Origin of the sequence: Achromobacter aegrifaciens, from assembly GCF_902859965.1 — a bacterium.
GTDB classification, from domain to species: Bacteria; Pseudomonadota; Gammaproteobacteria; order Burkholderiales; family Burkholderiaceae_B; genus Achromobacter; species Achromobacter aegrifaciens.
On sequence record NZ_CADIKO010000001.1, the window covers coordinates 1,145,092 to 1,162,909 of the forward strand.

Annotated in this window: 17 protein-coding genes; 3 read left to right on the forward strand and 14 right to left on the reverse strand. The window is 64.8% G+C overall.

Features of this window, described 5'->3' with window-relative positions; genetic code table 11:
• Positions 1-2 precede the first annotated feature (2 nt).
• From atpD to HV793_RS05350, 9 genes are all read right to left on the reverse strand, one after another.
• Positions 3-1,403 carry a F0F1 ATP synthase subunit beta gene (gene atpD / locus HV793_RS05310; protein WP_054455184.1) on the reverse strand — a complete coding sequence of 467 codons (1,401 nt, stop codon included), beginning with the start codon at positions 1,401-1,403 and terminating at the stop codon, positions 3-5.
• Positions 1,404-1,446: 43 nt separating this feature from the next.
• Positions 1,447-2,352: a F0F1 ATP synthase subunit gamma gene (atpG, locus tag HV793_RS05315; protein WP_054455186.1), complete on the reverse strand. Its 906-nt coding sequence runs from the start codon at positions 2,350-2,352 to the stop codon at positions 1,447-1,449.
• A 98-nt stretch (positions 2,353-2,450) separates the two neighbouring features.
• The gene (gene atpA / locus HV793_RS05320; protein WP_054455187.1) at positions 2,451-3,992 is read right to left on the reverse strand and encodes a F0F1 ATP synthase subunit alpha; all 1,542 of its coding nucleotides are present in this window, start codon (positions 3,990-3,992) and stop codon (positions 2,451-2,453) included.
• 28 nt (positions 3,993-4,020) lie between these two features.
• Positions 4,021-4,560: a F0F1 ATP synthase subunit delta gene (locus tag HV793_RS05325; protein ID WP_054455189.1), complete on the reverse strand. Its 540-nt coding sequence runs from the start codon at positions 4,558-4,560 to the stop codon at positions 4,021-4,023.
• 12 nt (positions 4,561-4,572) lie between these two features.
• The gene (locus HV793_RS05330) at positions 4,573-5,043 is read right to left on the reverse strand and encodes a F0F1 ATP synthase subunit B (protein WP_013391129.1); all 471 of its coding nucleotides are present in this window, start codon (positions 5,041-5,043) and stop codon (positions 4,573-4,575) included.
• Positions 5,044-5,187: 144 nt separating this feature from the next.
• Positions 5,188-5,430 (reverse strand): F0F1 ATP synthase subunit C, encoded by a 243-nt coding sequence (gene atpE / locus HV793_RS05335; protein WP_003815363.1) that lies wholly within the window; start codon positions 5,428-5,430, stop codon positions 5,188-5,190.
• A gap of 118 nt (positions 5,431-5,548) precedes the next feature.
• Entirely contained in the window at positions 5,549-6,430 is an 882-nt protein-coding gene (gene atpB, locus HV793_RS05340) for a F0F1 ATP synthase subunit A (protein ID WP_054455191.1), read from the reverse strand.
• Positions 6,431-6,512: 82 nt separating this feature from the next.
• Positions 6,513-6,929: an ATP synthase subunit I gene (locus HV793_RS05345; RefSeq protein WP_367648175.1), complete on the reverse strand. Its 417-nt coding sequence runs from the start codon at positions 6,927-6,929 to the stop codon at positions 6,513-6,515.
• 434 nt (positions 6,930-7,363) lie between these two features.
• Positions 7,364-8,914, reverse strand: coding sequence for a DUF1254 domain-containing protein (locus tag HV793_RS05350; RefSeq protein ID WP_175212787.1), 1,551 nt, complete (start codon positions 8,912-8,914; stop codon positions 7,364-7,366).
• Here HV793_RS05350 and HV793_RS05355 point away from each other — a divergent pair.
• Positions 8,913-9,173: a hypothetical protein gene (locus tag HV793_RS05355; protein ID WP_175212788.1), complete on the forward strand. Its 261-nt coding sequence runs from the start codon at positions 8,913-8,915 to the stop codon at positions 9,171-9,173. The genes HV793_RS05350 and HV793_RS05355 overlap by 2 nt on opposite strands.
• Here the strand turns inward: HV793_RS05355 and HV793_RS05360 are convergent.
• On the reverse strand, positions 9,170-9,946 hold the full coding sequence (locus HV793_RS05360) for an enoyl-CoA hydratase (protein ID WP_054455195.1): 777 nt from the start codon (positions 9,944-9,946) through the stop codon (positions 9,170-9,172). The two genes, HV793_RS05355 and HV793_RS05360, sit on opposite strands and share 4 nt — an antisense overlap.
• Before the next feature lie 31 nt (positions 9,947-9,977).
• Between HV793_RS05360 and HV793_RS05365 the strand changes: the two genes are divergently transcribed.
• Complete coding sequence (locus HV793_RS05365; protein WP_054455198.1) at positions 9,978-11,756, forward strand: M61 family metallopeptidase; 1,779 nt, start codon at positions 9,978-9,980, stop codon at positions 11,754-11,756.
• Between the two features lie 301 nt (positions 11,757-12,057).
• Here the strand turns inward: HV793_RS05365 and HV793_RS05370 are convergent, their stop codons facing one another.
• On the reverse strand, positions 12,058-12,939 hold the full coding sequence (locus tag HV793_RS05370) for a LysR substrate-binding domain-containing protein (RefSeq protein WP_175212789.1): 882 nt from the start codon (positions 12,937-12,939) through the stop codon (positions 12,058-12,060).
• A gap of 238 nt (positions 12,940-13,177) precedes the next feature.
• On the opposite strand from HV793_RS05370, the gene HV793_RS05375 reads away from it, so the two are divergent.
• Positions 13,178-13,939 (forward strand): maleate cis-trans isomerase family protein, encoded by a 762-nt coding sequence (locus tag HV793_RS05375; RefSeq protein WP_054455202.1) that lies wholly within the window; start codon positions 13,178-13,180, stop codon positions 13,937-13,939.
• A gap of 16 nt (positions 13,940-13,955) precedes the next feature.
• On the opposite strand, the gene HV793_RS05380 is transcribed toward HV793_RS05375, so the two are convergent.
• The 3 genes from HV793_RS05380 to HV793_RS05390 all read right to left on the reverse strand — a co-directional run bounded on the left by HV793_RS05380 (position 13,956) and on the right by HV793_RS05390 (position 17,816).
• Positions 13,956-14,585, reverse strand: a complete 630-nt coding sequence (locus tag HV793_RS05380; RefSeq protein ID WP_054455204.1) for an ANTAR domain-containing response regulator — start codon at positions 14,583-14,585, stop codon at positions 13,956-13,958.
• Positions 14,585-15,739: a transporter substrate-binding domain-containing protein gene (locus tag HV793_RS05385; RefSeq protein ID WP_054455892.1), complete on the reverse strand. Its 1,155-nt coding sequence runs from the start codon at positions 15,737-15,739 to the stop codon at positions 14,585-14,587. The genes HV793_RS05380 and HV793_RS05385 overlap by 1 nt, the downstream gene beginning before the upstream one ends.
• A gap of 97 nt (positions 15,740-15,836) precedes the next feature.
• Positions 15,837-17,816, reverse strand: a complete 1,980-nt coding sequence (locus tag HV793_RS05390) for a nitric oxide reductase activation protein NorD (protein ID WP_244958591.1) — start codon at positions 17,814-17,816, stop codon at positions 15,837-15,839.
• Positions 17,817-17,818: the final 2 nt, after the last annotated feature.

Here is a 17,818-nt window from a genome sequence, read left to right on the forward strand (position 1 = left end):
CCTTATTGCAGTTTCTTGGCCTTCTCGAAGGCCTCGTCGATCGAGCCGACCATGTAGAAGGCCTGTTCCGGCAGCGCATCGCACTCGCCGTTCACGATCATCTTGAAACCACGGATGGTTTCGGCCAGCGGAACGTACTTGCCGGGCGAACCGGTGAACACTTCTGCAACGTGGAACGGCTGCGACAGGAAGCGCTGGATCTTACGGGCGCGGGCCACGGCCTGCTTGTCTTCCGGCGACAGTTCGTCCATGCCCAGAATCGCGATGATGTCGCGCAGTTCCTTGTAGCGCTGCAGCGTTTGCTGCACGCCACGGGCCACGGCGTAGTGCTCTTCGCCCACGACTTGCGGGTCGAGCTGGCGGCTGGACGAATCCAGCGGGTCCACGGCCGGGTAGATACCCAGGGCGGCGATGTCACGCGACAGCACGACGGTGGAGTCCAAGTGCTGGAAGGTCGTGGCAGGCGACGGGTCGGTCAAGTCGTCCGCAGGGACGTACACGGCCTGGATCGAGGTGATCGAGCCGGTCTTGGTCGACGTGATGCGCTCTTGCAGCTTGCCCATTTCTTCGGCCAGCGTGGGCTGGTAGCCCACTGCCGACGGCATACGGCCCAGCAGTGCCGACACTTCGGTACCGGCCAGGGTGTAGCGGTAGATGTTGTCCACGAAGAACAGGATGTCGCGGCCTTCGTCGCGGAACTTCTCGGCCATGGTCAGGCCGGTCAGCGCCACGCGCAGACGGTTGCCCGGGGGTTCGTTCATCTGACCGAACACCATCGCAACCTTGTCCAGAACGTTCGACTCTTCCATTTCGTGGTAGAAGTCGTTGCCTTCGCGGGTACGCTCGCCCACGCCGGCGAACACCGACAAGCCGCTGTGCTGCTTGGCGATGTTGTTGATCAGTTCCATCATGTTGACGGTCTTGCCCACGCCGGCGCCGCCGAACAGGCCGACCTTGCCGCCCTTGGCGAACGGGCAAACCAGGTCAATAACCTTGATGCCGGTTTCCAGCAGTTCCACCGACGGCGACAGCTCGTCGAAACGGGGAGCCGCTTGGTGAATGCCACGCTTTTCGTCGTGCTGGATCGGGCCGGCTTCGTCGATGGGACGACCCAGCACGTCCATGATGCGGCCCAGCGTGCCGGTGCCGACGGGCACCGAGATCGGGGCGCCCGTGCCGGTGACCTTCATGCCGCGGCGCAGGCCGTCGCTGGAGCCCAGCGCAATGGTACGCACCACGCCGTCGCCCAGCTGTTGCTGCACTTCCAGCGTCAGACCCTTTTCGGCGAACGAGGAACCCTCGTCGGCCAGGGTAAGCGCTTCGTAGATCTTGGGCATTTGATCGCGGGGGAACTGAATATCCACCACGGCGCCGATGCACTGAACGATGGTTCCGTTGCTCATGTCGATTCCTTGCTTGATAGCTTTTGACGGGATGCTGCCTGCCTCAAACGGCGGCAGCGCCCCCTACGATTTCCGAAATTTCTTTGGTGATCGCGGCCTGACGGGTCTTGTTGTAGACCAGTTGCAGATCGCCGATGACCTTCTTGGCGTTGTCCGACGCCGCCTTCATGGCGACCATCCGGGCCGACTGCTCCGAAGCCATGTTCTCGGCCACGGCTTGGTACAGCAGGCCTTCAACGTAACGCTGCAGCAGGTCGTCGATCACGCTACGGGCGTCGGGTTCGTAGATGTAATCCCAGCTGTAGTCCGACTTCACTTCCGAGGTCTTGGCCAGGCTATCAGCGCCCGTCTGGTACGGATCATCCAAACCGCTGGCCAGAGGCAGCAGGCGCAAGAACAACGGCTCCTGCTTCATCGTGTTGACGAAGCGGGTCGAGGCCACGTACAGCGCGTCGATGCGGCCTTCCAGGTAGGCGTCCAGCTGCACCTTGATCGCGCCCAGCAGGCGGTCGAGTTGCGGCTTGTCGCCCAGTTGCACTTCCTGGGAAACCAGTTTGGCGCCGATGCGGGTCAGCACGCCCACGCCCTTGTTGCCGAAAGCGGTCGCTTGCACGGCGATGCCGTTCTTCTCGAACTCTTTCAGCTTGCCCAACGTCACGCGGGTGATGTTGGTGTTCAAGCCGCCGCACAGGCCCTTGTCGGTCGTGACCATGATCACGCCGACCGCCTTGACTTCGCGTTCGACCAGGTACGGGTGGCTGTACTCGGGGTTGGCCTGCATCAGGTGCGCAGCAATCTCGCGCACCTTGGTGGCATACGGACGGCCAGCACGCATCCGCTCCTGCGCCTTGCGCATCTTGGATGCGGCGACCATTTCCATCGCCTTGGTGATCTTGCGCGTGTTTTGCACGCTCTTGATCTTGGTTCGGATTTCCTTAATTCCGGGCATTGCGCTTTCCTGTGAAGACTGGCCGATGGGTTCCGCTGGCGCCTCATCCATCCGGGAAGGATGGGTGAGGCGTCGCGGACGCCTAACCCATCACTTTCTTAAAAAGCACCGTGCTTCTTGAATTCCTGGATGGCGGCGGCCAATTCGGCTTCGTCATCCTTGGACAGTTCCTTGGTGTCTTCGATGCGCTGGATCAGGGCCGCATGCTTGGCCTTCAGTTGATCCTTCAGCGACTTCTCGAACGACAGCACTTGGGCCACGTCCACTTCATCCAGGTAGCCGTTGTTGACCGTGTACAGCGTGACGGCCAGTTCCCACACTTGCAGCGGCTGGTATTGCGGCTGCTTGAGCAGTTCCACCACGCGCTTGCCGCGTTCCAGCTGGCGACGGGTCGCGTCGTCCAGGTCGGAAGCGAACTGCGCGAAGGCGGCCAGTTCACGGTACTGCGCCAAGTCGGTACGGATACCGCCGGACAGCTTCTTGACGACCTTGGTCTGAGCAGCGCCACCCACACGCGACACCGAGATACCGGCGTTGATTGCGGGGCGGACACCGGCGTTGAACAGGTCGGTTTCCAGGAAGATCTGGCCGTCGGTGATCGAGATCACGTTGGTCGGAACGAAGGCCGACACGTCGCCTGCCTGGGTTTCGATGATCGGCAGCGCGGTCAGCGAGCCGGTCTTGCCCTTGACGGCGCCGTTGGTGAACTTCTCGACGTACTCTTCGTTCACGCGGGCAGCGCGTTCCAGCAGGCGCGAGTGCAGGTAGAACACGTCGCCCGGGTAGGCTTCACGGCCCGGCGGACGGCGCAGCAGCAGCGACACTTGGCGATAGGCCCAGGCTTGCTTGGTCAGGTCGTCATAAACGATCAGGGCGTCTTCGCCGCGGTCGCGGAAGTATTCGCCCATCGTGCAGCCGGCGTAGGCGGCCAGGTACTGCATGGCGGCCGAGTCGGAGGCCGAAGCGGCCACGACGATGGTGTATTCCATCGCGCCGTGCTCTTCCAGCTTGCGCACCACGTTGTTGATCGTCGAAGCCTTCTGGCCGATAGCGACGTACACGCAGGTGACGCCCTTGCCCTTCTGGCTGATGATCGTGTCGACAGCGACGGCGGTCTTGCCGGTCTGGCGGTCGCCAATGATCAGTTCGCGCTGGCCGCGGCCGATCGGCACCATCGAGTCGATAGCCTTGATGCCGGTTTGCAGCGGCTGCGACACCGAGCGGCGGGCGATAACGCCAGGCGCCACTTTTTCGATGATGTCGGTGGCCTTGGCGTTGACCGGGCCCTTGCCGTCGATCGGCTCGCCCAGCGTGTTGACCACGCGGCCTTTCAGTTCGGGACCGACCGGAACTTCCAGAATGCGGCCGGTCGTCTTGACCTGGTCGCCTTCGGAAACGCCGGTGTAGTCGCCGAGAATAACGGCGCCGACGGAATCACGCTCGAGGTTGAGCGCCAGACCGAAAACGTTGTTGGGGAATTCGAGCATTTCGCCCTGCATCACGTCGGACAAGCCGTGGATGCGGGTAATACCGTCGGTCACGGACACGACGGTGCCCTGAGTACGGACATCAGCCGAAGCGCCCAGGCCCTCGATGCGGCTCTTGAGCAGTTCGCTGATCTCGGAGGGATTGAGTTGCATATTGACTCCTGGAATCCTGTTAGTTGCCTTAAGCGGCGAGCTGATCGCGCATGCGGGCCAATTGGGCTTGTACGGAAGTATCGAGCACCTGGTCACCGACGGCCACGCGCACGCCGCCGATCAGCGACGGATCAACGGTGACGCTGGGCTTGAGCTTGAGGCCGAATTTTTGTTCGAGCGCGCTGACCAGTTCTTTGACCTGGGCATCGCTCATTTCGAACGCGCTGGTAATTTCCGCCTGCGCCGTGCCGTCGTGACGATTCCGCAGCACCGCGAATTGCGCGGCGATGTCGGGCAGCAGCAGCAGCCGGTCGTTTTCGACCAGCAGCTCGATGAAATTGCGGGCGGCTTGAGGCAGTTCGGCCTTTACCAGGCCGGAGAACAGCTCGACGCGCTGCTTGTCGCCCAGACGCGGGTCGGCCATGGCCTCGCGCACGTCGGGGTTGGAGGCGACCTGAGCCAGTTCGCTGACCAGATCGGACCAGGCCGGCAAGCCGGCGCGGTCGTCGCGCGCCGCGCTGAAGAGCGCTTCAGCGTAGGGCCGGGCAACAGTGGAAAGTTCAGCCATGACGGTCCCGGATTAAAGCTGCGCGCGGAGCTGGTTGAGCAGCTCGGCGTGTGCGCGGGCGTCAACCTCGCGCTTGAGGATCTGTTCAGCACCCTTGACGGCCAGCGCAGCGACGTCGTCGCGCAGCAGGTCGCGGGCGCGCTGGACTTCCTGCGCGGCATCCTGGGCAGCCTGCGCCACGATACGGGCGCGTTCGGCTTCCGCTTCACGGCGGGCCTGCTCGATCAGGGAGGCGGCTTGCTTCTCGGCCTCGATGATGCGGGCGTGGTTTTCGGACTTGGCAGAAGCCTCGATCAGACTGACGCGCGCCTGGGCTTGAGCCAAATCGGCTTTGCCCTTCTCGGCGGCGGCCAGGCCGTCGGCGATTTTCTGGCGGCGCTCGTCCATCGCCTTCGTCAGGGGAGGCCACACGAATTTCATCGTGAACCAGCCAAGAACGAAGAACACGAGCATCTGGAAAATGATCGTCGCGTTCAGATTCACGGTCGTTCCTTTAACACCTTGCGGCTCCGACCGCACCCGGAAAGGGGCGTCACGGAGCACTCGATACTTTGCTAGTCGGCGACGGAGCTTGCACCCACATCGCCGCCAGCGTCATGACCCGCCTTTTCGCCGGCGGGCGGTGCCTTAGCCGACGAACGGGTTGGCGAAGGCGAACAGCATGGCGATACCCACGCCGATCAGGAATGCCGCGTCGATCAGGCCAGCCAGCAGGAACATCTTCGTTTGCAGAGCGTTCATCAGTTCAGGCTGACGAGCCGAGGCTTCCAGATACTTGCCGCCCATCAGTGCGATGCCGATGCAAGCGCCGATAGCGCCCAGACCGATGATAAGACCGCAAGCGAGGGCAACGAAAGCGACGTTGGTCATGACAACTCCTTGGTTAGAAATCTGAAGTCAAAAATTGAAAAATAAGGGGTACTGCTCAATGCAAGATAATCTTGCTATCCCATGCTGGCCGGGTGGCCAGCATGGGAAATTCGGGGGATCAGTGGCCTTCGTGAGCCTGGCCGAGGTACACCAGCGTCAGCATCATGAAGATGAAGGCCTGCAGCAGAACGATCAGGATGTGGAAGATCGCCCAGATGGAGCCGGCCAGGATGTGGCCGATGCCCAGGCCGATGCTGGCGCCGTTGAAGCCGGTCCAGGCGCCGCCCAGCAGGGCGATCAGCATGAAAATCAGTTCGCCGGCGAACATGTTGCCGAACAACCGCATGCCCAGCGACACGGACTTGGCGGCGTATTCGATCAGGTTCAGCAGCAGGTTGAACGGGGCCAGCACGATGGCGCCGATGCCGTGCGCGTGGAACGGCGCGGTGAACAGTTCCTTGACGAAGCCGCCCGGGTGCTTGATCTTGATGCCGTAGTAGAACATCAGCAGCAGCACGCCCAGCGACATGCCCATCGGCACGTTCAGGTCGGCGGTCGGCAGAATGCGGTGGTAGTAGAGCGGATCGCCGTGTTCAGCGCCCAGGCCGGTCAGGCGCCAGATGGAGGGCAGCAGGTCGACGGGCAGCAGGTCCAGCGCGTTCATCAGGATGATCCAGAGGAACACGGTGAGCGCCAGCGGGGCAATGAAAAGACGGCTCTTGGCGTTGTGGACGATGCCCTTGGCCTGGTCGTCGACCATGTCGACGATCATTTCCACGAAGGCCTGGAAACGGCCCGGCACGCCACTGGTGGCGCGGCGCGCAGCGCGCCACAGGAAGAAAATGACGATCAGACCCATCAGGCCCGACCAGAACAACGAGTCGTAGTTGATGATGTCGAACTGAGCGATAGCGCTCTGTTTCTCACCCGTATTGTTCAGATGCACCAGGTGGTGCTGAATATACGCGGACTGAGGCGACACGTCGCTGGCAGCAGCCATTTGAATCCTACCCTATTTGCTGTGCCCGGCCCTTGCGAACCGGACGATTCCACGATTTCGTTTGCCGTAAACCTGCTCGGCGCTATGACAACTTGCGGAACATCAAGAGCAGGAGATAGCCCTTCAATGTGAGTATCAGACCGAGCAACGCGGCAGGCCATACGAGGCTATCCTGCGTCACACGCGAAAGCAGCCACAACAGCAGCGCCGTTGCGAACAACTTGATCAACTCACCAGAGAGAAAGGTAAAGGGACTGGCCTTACCGGCCCGTACGCTGACAGCCAGGCGCAATGCGAACAACGCATTGGGAATGAAATACGCTCCCGCCCCCGCCAGCGCCGACCAACCTGCCGCCGCCCCTCCGACAACCCCCGCAATTACTGCTGCTGCGAGCCCCATGGCACCTTGCGCTGCCAATGCCAACAGGAGCCCGCGGCTAGCTTGAGCATTCAGCGCCGCGCGATCCGCGTCACTGAGAACCAGAACTTTATCCGTCATGTCGTGGTCAAACATTGCTTGCTGCTGACCCTGACCGTCAACCGGACCCTGCCGCACTTCATGCTGCATGGAGTTCTGTTGCATCAAACTTCCTCGCTTTGCTTCTTTGCCCCTATCAGAACCGGCGCGTCTCGCTGCCCGTAGCTGCCCCCATAGCCGGCGCCAAGTCGTTGATTTCAAAAGGCTCATCAACACCGTGCCCGCTACTTGTCAGCCGCTACGTGTTCTTATCCCGCAAGCGTCAAACCCGCAGAGTATAGCGTGATTCTTTTTACCCTAGCAAATGAACTTTCGGCCGTTTGTAAGGCGCAAACAACGCTTGGATCGGCCGAAATTAGGGACGCGAATCACCCCTCGCAGCATGCTGCGCAAACCCTGCTCAATGAACCGCGGCCTCCGTCATGGAGGCCGCGCTTTATACCATCAAACCAGGATCAATCCTCCTTGACCGGCGGCGGCGCCCACAGTCCGTCCAACGCCGTATCCTGCGGCGAGTACAGGCGCATGCTGAGCAGGAACGGCGCATCGGCGGCCGGGGTGGCTATCCAGTTCGAGCGCTTGCGCTCGCCGGGATCGCGGCGCTGGATGTAGATGTCCAGCGAACCGTCGGCGTTGTACTTCAGGCCATCGGTGCTGCGCAGTACGTAGCGGTTGGCCGGATTGTCGGCGAAGCCGTGCTTGTCGTCATAGACGTGCAGCGACCAGAAAGCGTTGACCGGCGGCAACTGCCCCTTGTCGAAGTGCAATACATAGTCTTCATCGGAATTCAGCGCGCGGCCCTTGGAGTCGGACACCGTGACCGGGTACAGCACGTCTTCCGGCGTCGGCGCGCCCAGGCCGGCATAGGCGATGGCGGCGCGGCGCGTGTAGTCGGTGCCATAGGTACCGATGCCGGACAGCACGGTGCTCCAGCCGTTCATGAGAGTACCCAGGCGCGACACGCCATCAGCGATGCGCCGGCCGGCCAACGGCTGGGCCTGCGCCAGCGCCTGCTGCACGGCCGGACTCAGGCGGCCATACGAGAACGGCTGGCGGCTGTCCAGGCCGATGCGGCGCATGCGGTCCAGAATGGGCGTGTCGTTGGCGTGCGGCGGGTTGTTGCGCATCACGTCGAAGAACAGCGTGAAGAACGAGGCGGCGTCCATGCCGGCCGCCTGTTCGGCCGGCGTGCCGTCGGGCACCGTCACGGGCATAGGCGGCGGCAGGTCGCTGCCGATCGGCGCCGAACCCACGCCGGGCCCCGTTTGCGGATAGGCGCTGCGGGAACCGCGGTTGGCAGCGGGCCTGGCGAGCACGGGCGCGGCCATCGGGCTGGCGGTCATGCCGGCCTGGATCTGATTGACGGCCGCGTAGTCCTGCGGACCGCCCGCCTGGGTCCAGCCGATCAACCAGCCGGTGGCCGTAGGGCTGTGGATCACGTCCATGCCGGGGGGCACGCTGCCCTGCCAGCCTGGGCCGACGATGGCGAACGACTGAGCGCCGTTGCCGTTGGTGCGCGTGCCGCGCGAGGCGAATACGTCGCTCCACATGTCCAACGCCGACAACACCATATAGCGGTCGCCGGTCGCGGGCAGGTTCACGATCAGCGGGGCGCGCGACACGTCGAACCAGAGGCTGGAATAGAGCGCGTCGGCGCTGGGCCAGGGCACGTCGCCCGCGCGCGGATCGGGGAAGGCGGCCTTGTGGCCGAACTGGTTCACCGGCGCCTTGCCGTCCAGCGGCGTCTGCACGGCGGTGGCCTTGCGGCGGGCCAACTCCATCAGCACCATCGGATAAGCATAGACATAGGCGTCGATGGCGATGTCGCGCAGCTCTTGCTCGCTCATCTGCGCCGCGGGCGCGGAGGCGGCCGGGTACGGCGTCTCGGACACCAGGCGCAAAGTAGGCCGCGGCGATTGCGCCTGGGCGGCGGTGACGAAGCAGGCGCTCAGTGCGCCAGCAAGGACCGCGGCGGACCAGCGGCGGGTAGCGATGGATGTACGCATGCAAGGCTCCTTATTGATTTTGTCTGCAAGCGAGCCGCCGCGCCGGGCTTGCCAGTTCGGGCAAGCCTCTCTGGCGCGGCACCTCGCGGTGACGCTTTTTCAGGATAGGGCCGAACTCTGCAACAAGGTGCTGCCGAACCGTTTCAAGGCGCAACTCCGCTCATGGACCTGGAAGCGCGCAAAAAAACGCGCCCTGGGAGGGCGCGCGGGGCGGATCCTGGTGCACCCGGACAGGCCGCCCGGGCGTAACAAGGATTAACGGTGTTTGAAGTCCGGTTTGCGCTTCTCGGTGAAGGCGGCCATGCCTTCCTTCTGGTCTTCGGTCGCAAACAGCGAATGGAACACGCGGCGCTCGAACAGCAGGCCTTCGTTGAGCGAGCCTTCGAAGGCGCGGTTGACGCATTCCTTGGCCATCATGACCGACGGCAGGGACATGGAGGCGATGACGGTGGCCGCGTCCATGGCTTCTTCCATGAGCTTGTCGGCCGGAACCACGCGCGACACCAGGCCAGCGCGTTCCGCTTCCTCGGCGCCCATCATGCGGGCGGTCAGCGCCAGGTCCATGGCCTTGGCCTTGCCCACCGCGCGCGGCAGGCGCTGGGTGCCGCCCGCGCCCGGAATCACGCCCAGCTTGATTTCGGGCTGGCCGAACTTGGCGGTGTCGGCGGCGATGATGATGTCGCACATCATGGCCAGTTCGCAGCCGCCGCCCAGGGCGTAGCCGGCCACGGCCGCGATCACGGGTTTACGGATGCGCTTGAGGGTTTCCCAGTTGCGCGTGATGTATTCGCTGCCATACACGTCCATGTAGGACCAGTCTTTCATGGCGCCGATGTCGGCGCCCGCGGCGAAGGCTTTTTCGCTGCCGGTGATGACCACGGCGCCGATATCGGCGTCCGCTTCGAACGCCAGCAGGGCCGCGCCGAGCTCATCCATCAGTTGATCGTTCAAGGCGTTCAGGGCCTTGGGACGGTTCAGCGTCAGCAGGCCGACGCGGCCCCGGGTTTCGACCAGCACAAACGACTCGCTCATTGATGTCTCCGAATAAGTATGAAAGTAAGATATGGCCATGGAAAAAGACTACGCTTTGCCGCTACTTTACCGCCTCGCGCCCCATGATCCGGCCGGACACCGCTACCGGATAACCCTAAGCATCGCCGCGCCCTCCCCCGACGGCCAGCGCCTGTCGCTGCCGGCCTGGATTCCGGGCAGCTACCTGATCCGCGATTTCTCGCGCCAGATCGAATCGCTGGCGGCCTATTCGGGCACGCGGCGCGTGCCTGTCGAGAAGATCGACAACCATACCTGGCAGGCCGCGCCCTGCGAGGGTCCGCTGCGGGTGGAGTACGAGGTCTACGCCTGGGACCTGTCGGTGCGCGGCGCGCATCTGGACGAAACCCACGGCTTTTTCAACGGCACCAGCGTGTTCCTGCGCGTGCATGGCCAGGACCATCTGCCCTGCCTGGTGGACCTGGCGCCGCCGCGCTCGATCCAGGGCTGGAAGGTCTACACCAGCCTGCCTGAAGCGCGCGGCCACAAGGGCGCCGCGCGCCGCCACGGTTTCGGGCTGTACCTGGCGCCGGACTATGACGCGCTGATCGACCATCCGGTGGAGATGGGCACGCCACAGGTTTCGAGCTTCGTGGCGCATGGCGCCGAACACGAACTGGTGTTCACGGGCGTTGCACCCAATCTGGACCTGGCACGGATCACGGAAGACGTGCGCAAGATCTGCGAAACGCAGATTGCGTTCTTCGAGCCCCGCAGCAAGCGCGCGCCGTTCCTGGACAGCTCGGACCGCTATGTGTTCATGACCATGGTGACGGGCGACGGCTATGGCGGCCTGGAGCATCGCGCCAGCACGGCGCTGATGACGGCCCGCAAGGATCTGCCGGTGATGGGCCAGCAAGGCCAGGGCGAAGGCTATCGCGGCTTTCTGGGCCTGGTAAGCCATGAGTACTTCCATACCTGGAACGTGAAGCGGATCAAGCCGGAAGCCTTCGTGCCCTACGATCTTTCGCAGCCCGATCTGACGCGTCTGCTGTGGGTATTCGAAGGCTTCACGTCCTATTACGACGATCTGCTGCTGTTGCGCTCGGGCGCGATCACGCAGCCTGACTATCTGCGGCTGCTGGCCAAGACCATCACCAGCGTGGCGCGTACGCCGGGCCGGTTGAAGCAGTCGGTGGCGGAGAGTTCGTTCGATGCCTGGACGCGCTATTACAAGCAGGATGAAAATTCGCCGAACGCGCTGGTCAGCTATTACACCAAGGGCGCGTTGGTGGCACTGGGACTGGATCTGCTGATCCGCCGGGAAACGGGTGGCGCGCACTCGCTGGATGATGTGATGCGCTTGCTTTGGAGCCGCTACGGACGCGATTTCTATCAGGGCAAGCCGCAAGGGTTGCCGGAAGATGGACTGCCGGCGCTGATTCGTGAAGCCACTGGCGTGGATACGCGGCGCTTCATCGCGCGCCATGCCTATGGGACGGCGGATGTGCCGCTGGCGGAACTACTGGAGCCGCAGGGCATCAAGCTGCAATGGAAGACGGCGGCCAATATTCCTTCGCTGGATGTGCGTACGCGCAAGCAGGGGGAATCGCTGGCGCTGGCGACAGTGCTGGAGGGCGGCGCGGGGCATAAGGGCGGGTTGTCCGCCGGGGATGTGCTGGTGGCGGTGGACGGCTTGCGGGTGGATGCGCCGGCGGGGTTGGAACTGTTGCTGGCGCAGTACCGGGTGGGGGATCGGGTGACTGTGCATGTGTTCCGGCGGGATGAGTTGAGGGAGTTCCGGGTGCGGTTGGGTGCGCCGGAGGCTTTGGATTGTGTGTTGACGGGCTGAGTGCTTTCTTTGTTCGTCTTTGGGGGCCGTCTATTTGGGACGGCCCTTTTTGTTTCTTAAGGCCGCCGCGCCAGGCTGTGCTGTCTGAATCTCGGCGGGCGCTGGGAAGAGTTGCTTGCTTGGGGTTCTCGCCTCGGTCTGGGTGGGTGGCGAGATCTTGCGGGGTTCGCCCCAGGGCGGCCGCGCGGACGGCCTTCTGGGGCTTATGCGGTGTCTTGCGATTGGTGATGGCGCTGCGCGCAGCAGGGGGCTGGCTTGCTTTGACTGTCTCGCAGCGCATGCGATGGCCGCATGGTCGTCATCATTCGTCTTTCATCTGCGCCGCCGTCTGCAGAAACGTATCCAGCGCGCGTCTCCTGCCTTGCCGGCGTGTGACGGCGTAGACCATGGCGCGCGCGATGTCGGCGGGCAGCGTGCAAACGGCAATGCGGTCGGTTGCATGGCGGCATGTGGAACGCGGCACCAAGGCCACGCCCAGACCCGCGGCGACCAGAGCCAGCTGGGCCGGGACTTCGGCGACTGTTTGAGCGGCGGACAGGGGCAGGCCGGCGCGGGCGCAGGTTTCGGCCAGCGTGCGGGCGAAGGCGGAGGTGTCCTGGCGCAGCATGACGAAGGCCTCGCCGGCGAGGTCGCCGAGCGCCAGCCGCTTGCGGGCGGACAGAGGGTGGCCCTTGGGGAGCACGGCCACGACGGGATCGGGCCATAGGGGCATGGACTGTAGTTCCTCGTCGTCGACGGCGGTGCGGGAGATGCTGACGTCGATGCGGTGGCCGCGCAGCGCGTCCAGTTGCGCGGCGGGGTTCATTTCGTTGAGCAGGACTGAGACCTGGGGGTGGGAGGCCTTGTAGCGGGCGATCAGCGCGGGAACCGGGCCCATGAAGTGCGAGCCGGACAGGCCGACCTCGATGCGGCCGGCCAGGCCCTGGTCCACGGCGCGGGCTCGGACGGTGGCGTCCTTCAGGCTGGCGAGAAGCGCACGCACGTCGTTGAGAAAGGCTTCGCCGGCTTCGGTCAGGGTGACGCGGCGGTTGTTGCGGTCGAACAGCTTGACCTCGAGTTCGCGCTCCAGCTGCGCGATCTGCAGGCTGAGCGGCGGTTGCGAGATGTGCAGGCGCGCGGCGGCCCGGGTGAAGTTCAGCTCTTCGGCCAGCACGGCGAAATAACGGAGTTGGCGGATTTCCATGGCGGCCAGTTATTTGGGAAAGATATCAAACCAGATAAAAACTATATTGGAAAATATCGTTCCCGGCGACCAGAATAAGCCTTGCCGATAGAGCACACGACAAACATCCGGGGACCTGCCATGAGACCAGCGCTCACCGCCGCAGGCACTGCCACCGGCTGACATCCGTATTCCGCATTGCCGGGTTCCCGCGCGCCGCCGCGGGCCGGCCCTCTTACGCCTTTCGAGGAGCATCGCCATGACCGCATCCCCCCGCGCCCTGCGCATCGGCCAGATCGTCCCCAGTTCCAACACCACCATGGAAACGGAAATCCCGGCCATGCTGCGCCTGCGCGAGACCATCGCGCCGGAGCGCTTCACTTTCCATTCCAGCCGCATGCGCATGAAGCAGGTAACGGCGGCGGAACTGGCGTCGATGGACCGGGAGTCGGACCGTTGCGCGCAGGAACTGTCCGATGCACGCGTGGACGTGCTGGGCTATGCCTGCCTGGTGGCGATCATGAGCCAAGGGCTCGGCTATCACCGCGTCTCGCAGGAACGCCTGCACCAGGCCACGGTGGACAACGGCGCGCCGGCGCCGGTGATCTCCAGCGCGGGCGCGCTGGTGGAGGGCCTGCACGCCATCGGCGCGCGCAAGGTCGCTATCCTGACGCCCTACATGAAGCCGCTGACCAAGCTGGTGGTGGACTACATCGAGAACGAAGGCATCGAGGTGCAGGACAGCCTGTCGCTGGAGATTCCCGACAACCTGAAGGTTGGCGCGCAGGATCCGATGGCGCCGGCCAGCCACGTGGAACGCCTGAACACGCGCGGCGTGGACGCGGTGGTGCTGTCCGCCTGCGTGCAGATGCCGTCCCTGGCGTCGATTCAACCGGTGCAGGACCGCCTGGGTCTGCCGGTGGTGACGGCCGCGGCGGCGACGGTCTACCGGATGCTGAAGGTGCTGGACCTGGAAGCGCGCGTGCCCAACGCGGGCGAGCTGCTGACGGGCAAGTACTAAGCCTGCGCGGCGCGTCCTACTTGCCCAGCGACAGGATTTCGTTGGCGTTGACGATGGCGCCCGCGATCTCTTCGGTGGTGACGCGCTTGTTCATGGCCTGCTCGCGGATCAGGTCGTAGGCCTGGTCCTCGGTGACGTTGCGCGTGCGCATGAGGATGCTCTTGGCTTCCGCGATGCGGCGCACGCCCAGGAGTTTTCCCTCCAGCTTGCGCAGGCGCCGGGCATGCGACTTGATGTCGTCGTAGACCTGGCGCGCCACCACCAATGAAGACAACAGGCCGAACGAGCGCACGGGCGAAGGCAGCACTGCTTTCGCGCCGATGCGCAGCACGGCCTCGACGATGGTCGGATTCTCGTAGGTGACGATGGCGATGACCATGGGCGCGTCTTCGCTCTTGGCCCATTCGAAGCCCAGGTCGATCACATCTGGCCGCACGGCCAGGAACACCGCGTCCAGCCCTTCGGGCAACGTGGGCGCCGGAGGCCAGAAGGTCTGCACCTGACAGCCGATCCGTTGCAGTTGCTGCGTCAGTTGGCGGCCGTCGGCGTCGTCGGGATGATAGACGGCGATCCGCAGCGTACGCAGGTCCTTGAGCAGGGATGGCGTCGCGCGCTCCGCGCGCTGGCGGCTGGCGGTATCGCCCATCAGATATCCAGCGAACTCAGGGTGGCCGTCCAGTCGCCCAACGAATGGGTGACCAGGTACGGATCGGGATGCACGGGCCGCGTGGCCTCGCGCACGATGGTGAACTGGCCCTTGCCGTTGACCCGGCCGACGCGCGGATACAGGCAGGTGTGGTGGTTGGTGGGGTCGATGCGCACGCGGCCCTGGGGCGCCTGGAATTCGCTTTGCAGCACGCGCGGCAGGATCTGCGCGATCTCGTCGGTGCCGGTGTCGCGGAAAGCGTTGGCGAAGATGTGCATCTGGAAGTACGCCGCTTCCCAGCAGAGATTGGGCACGCAGTCATGCCCGAAGCGCCGCCGCAATCGTTCCAGGCAGCGCCGGTTGATGTCGGAATCGATGGATTGGAAATACGGCGCGGAAGTGAAGTGGCCGGCGGCGACCTCGGGCTCCATCTGGGAGATCTCCGCTTCGGAGGTCGTCAGGCTGGCGATGGGCATGGTCTTCGGATCGAAGCCCGCGTCCGCGTAGGCGCGGTACAGGCAGGCCGTGGAATTGCCCACCACCGTGGAGAAAATGAAGTCCGGACGCTTGTTGCGGATGTCGTCCAGGATCTCCCGGTAGTCGCGTTCCGTCGCGGTCAAAGGCACATAGCGTTCGCCCAGCTTGGCGCTGTCCTGCCGCTGCAGCACGAGTTCGCCCATGATGCGGTTGGACTCGTAGGGATAGATGTAGTCCGAACCAATCAGGTAGACCCGCGCGCCGAAGTTGGCGGTCATGAATTCGGCCAGTTGCACGCTGTTCTGGTTGGGCGCGGCGCCGGTGTAGATGATGTTGTTCGAAAACTCGAACCCTTCGTACAGCGTCGGGTAGAACAGCAGGCGGTTCCATTTCTCGACCACCGGCAGCACGGCCTTGCGGCTGCTGGACATGTAGCAGCCGAATATGACGTTGACGCGGTCTTGCGTGATGAGTCTTTCAGCCAGCACGCTGTAGGTGGCGGGGTCCGATCTCGGGTCGTAGCGCACCGGCACGATCTCGCGGCCGTCGACCCCGCCCGCCTCGTTGATCTCGTCGATGGCCAGCAAGGTGCCATGCAGCTGGGACCGGCCTATGGTCGATGTGGCACCTGTTTCGGAAAACAGCACGCCTACGCGGATAGGATCTTTGTTTGCCATGATCGGGAGGCCCGCTGGCGCGGACATCCATCCTTTGTCGAGTTCATCAGTTTCAGCACAGCCGCAGCCGCCGTCAACACGTGGATTCCTGGGGTGGTCATGGCGCGGTCCTGGCATAGGCGCGAACCAGCGCCTGCGGCAATGCCGCCGGGTTCGTCACGATCCGGTAACCGCGAAAGCCGAACATCGCGCGCAACTGCGGTTCGGCCTGCGCGTCCAACGCGACGCAATGCACGCTGACGCCTCGCCCGCGCAGTGCCAGCACCGCCTCGCGCGCATCGTCCACCAGATAGCGCGGGTCATGCACGTCGACATCGGAGGGTTCGCCATCGGTGACGACGATGATGGCGCGCCGCTCTCCCGGCGCCTGCAGCGCCAGCGCGCCGGCATGCCGCAACGCCGCGCCCAGGCGCGTTGAATAACGGGCCTGGGCGCCGCCTATGCGGCCCAACGCCGCCGCAACCGGGGCGCCGGCTTCCAGCAGGCGGTAGTAGTACACCGCCGCCCGCGTGTCCGAACAAAAGCCGTGCACGGCGATCAGGTCGCCTTCGCCTGATGTGGCCTGCGCCAGCAGCATCGCCGCCCGCTTCTCCAATTCCAGCACTGTCGCCCCTGCGTCGGACGCCAGGTCGTTGGCCGAGGCCGACAGGTCCAGCAGCACCAGCGTGCTGCTGGCGCAGGGCTGGCTGCCCGGGCGCATGAAGAAGCGGGCGTCGGGCGCCAGGTCCAGGCGCCGGTCGATCAGGACCTCGATCGCGGCGTTCAGGTCGATGTCATCGCCCTCCCATTGGCGCCTCAGACGGCGCGCGCGGCTCAGGCGGCGCGACTGCGGCAGGGCCAGGCGCTGCGCGGGTCCGGCGGGCGCGGGCAGCGGCATGCCGGTCCAACCCGGCAGCTTCTCGATCACGGTGCACCAGTCCGGCCGGCTTCGGTCCAGCTTGTAGTCCCATTCGGGATAGCGGTAGCGTCCCAGTTCCGTTTCGCTGGCCGCTGGCGCGGGCTGCTCCTGGCCTTGCGGCGCGGCGTCGCGCCGCTCGGGCGCCACACCCTGCGACCCCAGGGTCAGCTCAGGCGGCGGCTCTGCCGCGTCGCCGTAGTCCCACAGATAGGCGTTGTCGTCGCGGTAGGGCACGGGTACGGCGTACTGCTGCGGATTGAAGCGCACCCGCATCTGGCCCAGGTCATTCGCCAGCACCGACGCCAGGCGACGGAAGGCCGCCGTGTCACGCAGGTCGGCGGCCTGCGCCTCGAACAACGTGCGCGCCTTGTTCACCCAATGGTTGTCGTCGTGCAGCGACGGATCCATCAACAGCCGGCTCATGCGCTGGATCAGGGCCGCGAATCCCAAGTCCGCCGGATCGGGCGGCGGCGGCACGAAGGGCAGGAACCAGCGCCGCACGCCGGGATAGTCGGCCGCCAGCAGCCGCTCCACCCGCGCATCCTCGATGGCGGATACCACCGCCACGCCCATGGGCTTGAGGCTCAGTACCGGCTGCGCCACTGGCGAGTAACGCAGATGGGCGGCCGCATGCGCCACCGCCGCGCGGTACAGCGCCCAGCGGTCGGCGCCGTCCAGCACGGTGTAGCTGTCCGGCACCAGCAGGTGCGAGGGCGCGAGAATGGGGCGCGACGGCGGGCCGTCCAGCGCCGGACGCCGCAAGGCTTCGACCGCCATGCCCCTGCCCGACAGGCCGCACAAGAGCCACGCCAGCCTGGCCTGCGCGGCTTCCAGTTCCGGCGCGCCTGCTTCGCCGTTCAAGGCCTCGCGGGCGTAGGCGTCGCGCAGTTGGAAATATGCGCGCAGAGGACCGGGCTGGCGCTCGTAGCGCCGCAGGCCCGCCAGCATCCAGCGCCCCAGCCCGCCGGCCGTCAACTTCGCCATCAACTGGTCGAACCGCTCTGCCACCGCGGCGGCGCAATCGGGGTCTTCGCCGTGCAGCGCGTCGATCCAGCGCCGCGCTTGGACCGCCTGGTCCTCGCCGCTGCGCGCAGCCAGCCGGCGCAGTTTGTCATCCAGCGTCCCGGCCAGGCCTGCGCCGGCGCCGGCCCCTTCCCCCGCGGACAGGACGGCTCGCATGT